The sequence below is a fragment of the Dietzia sp. CW19 genome (assembly GCF_014145265.1).
GTDB lineage: Bacteria > Actinomycetota > Actinomycetes > Mycobacteriales > Mycobacteriaceae > Dietzia > Dietzia natronolimnaea.
Genome location: NZ_JAALEE010000278.1, coordinates 1 through 1,804, shown reverse-complemented (window position 1 = coordinate 1,804; position 1,804 = coordinate 1). Strand labels below are relative to the sequence as shown.

Annotated in this window: 2 protein-coding genes; one reads left to right on the top strand and one right to left on the bottom strand. The window is 72.5% G+C overall.

From position 1 onward, the window contains the following. A partial coding sequence (locus G6021_RS09040) for an FAD-dependent oxidoreductase (protein ID WP_182641111.1) occupies nucleotides 1-720 on the top strand: 720 nt, incomplete at its 5' end. Nucleotides 721-974: 254 nt separating this feature from the next. Here G6021_RS09040 and G6021_RS09035 read toward each other — a convergent pair. Then, nucleotides 975-1,804, bottom strand: an 830-nt coding sequence (locus tag G6021_RS09035) for an MFS transporter (protein ID WP_182641110.1), incomplete at its 5' end; no start/stop codon positions are given.

Sequence of the window (1,804 nt, the reverse complement as noted above, 5' to 3'; positions counted from 1 at the left end):
CGGCGCGCCGCCGCCGCGGATGTGGCCGGGTTCGACCACGTGGTGGTGGCGACCGGGGTCCGCCCGCGGGTGCTGGACCTGCCGGGCGCCGACCATCCCATGGTCATGACCTACCCCGAGCTGCTCACCGGCGCGCGCCGGCCCGGCCGTCGCGTGGCGGTAATCGGTGCCGGAGGGATCGGCGTCGACGTCTCCGTGTTCCTGCTGGCCGGCGGGCCGGGACTGGATCTCGACGGCCGCCGCGCACACGGACACTCCACCGACGTAGTGGCGTGGAAGCGGCACTGGGGGGTGACGGACCCGGCTGTCGACAGAGCGGGCCTGGGCGCCGCTGTCCTGGACGACCCCGCGCACGAGGTGCACCTGCTCCAGCGCAAGACCACGTCGATCGGCAAGGGCCTGGGCAAGACCACCGGATGGGTCCACCGAGCCGAGCTCAAGACGGGCGGAGTACAGCAGTACACCGGGGTGACCTACGAGAAGATCGACGACGACGGGCTGCACATCCTCGACGCCGATGGCGCCCACCGGGTGGTGCACGTGGACTCGGTCGTGGTGTGCGCGGGCCAGGAATCGGTACGCGACCTCGCCGATGAGCTGGCCGGTTCCGGAGCCGGGGCAGGGGCTCGGGTGCACGTGATCGGCGGCGCCGACGTGGCCGCGGAGCTGGACGCCAAGCGCGCCATCAAGCAGGGCGTGGAGCTCGCGGCCACCCTCTGAGCAGCCGCTCCTGCCTCCGTCCCCCCCGCCTGGCGGACCCCGTCCCTCACCTGGCGGACAGAATTCGTGTCCGGCGGGCCGTCCTTCGCATCAGATGTCCGCCAACCGGGGCGGGGTGTCCGCCGACCACAGCCAACCACGGTGGGGTCGGGGCGGGGTGTCCGCCAACCACAGCCAACCACAGTGGGGTCGGGGTGGGGTGTCCGCCAACCGGGGGAGGGGCGAGCAGGGAGCTGCGAAGAGGGCTGCCCGGTTCAGGCGCAGCGCTTCTCGCGGCGGCGGTCGGCGACGCTGAACGCCAGCGCGCCCGCCGCCAGCGCGGCGATCAATCCCAGGGCCGCCCGGAACGCGAGCAGCCAGTCGTCCTGGGACTCGACGATCCAGAACAGCACGCCGGGCACGACGGCCGTGCCGATCGCGGTGCCCATGCGCTGGCCGAGGGAGATGATGCTGCCGGCCACCCCGCCGTACGCGGGGTCGACCGCCCGCAGCGTCAGCGTCTGGTTGGGGGAGATGGTCATGCCCTGGGCGGTGCCCATCAGCGCGGCGGGGGCCATGAAGATCAGGTAGCCCACCGCCCCGGATTCGACCAACCCCGCGAGCAGGATGAACGTGCCCAGCGCGGTGAGGGTGAGGCAGAACCCGACGATCACCAGCCGACGCCCGAGCTTCAGCACGAACCGCCCCGCGACCTGCGCGGACACCGCGGCGCAGATCGAGGCGGGCAGGCTCACCAGCGCGGAGTCGATCGGCGCGTACCCCAGGTGGAACTGCAGGTACATGGGCATCACGATCCACAGGCTGGTCCCGCCCATGAAGTAGATCGAGACGATGATCATGCCGTTGCGGAACGCCGGGTCGCGGAAGATCTCGGGATTGACCAGCGGCGGGCGACCGACCCGCTCGTAGCGGCGCTCCCACCAGGCGAACGCCCCGAGCAGGGCCACCCCGAGCGGCACCAGGGCCCACAGCGCGGGGTGGGCCCCGCGGTTGAGGAAGGGCAGCATCACCGAGAACACGGCCGCCCCGAGCAGCACGATGCCGACCGGGTCCAGGTCGAGGCGGCGGCGCGCTGCCTTCTGCG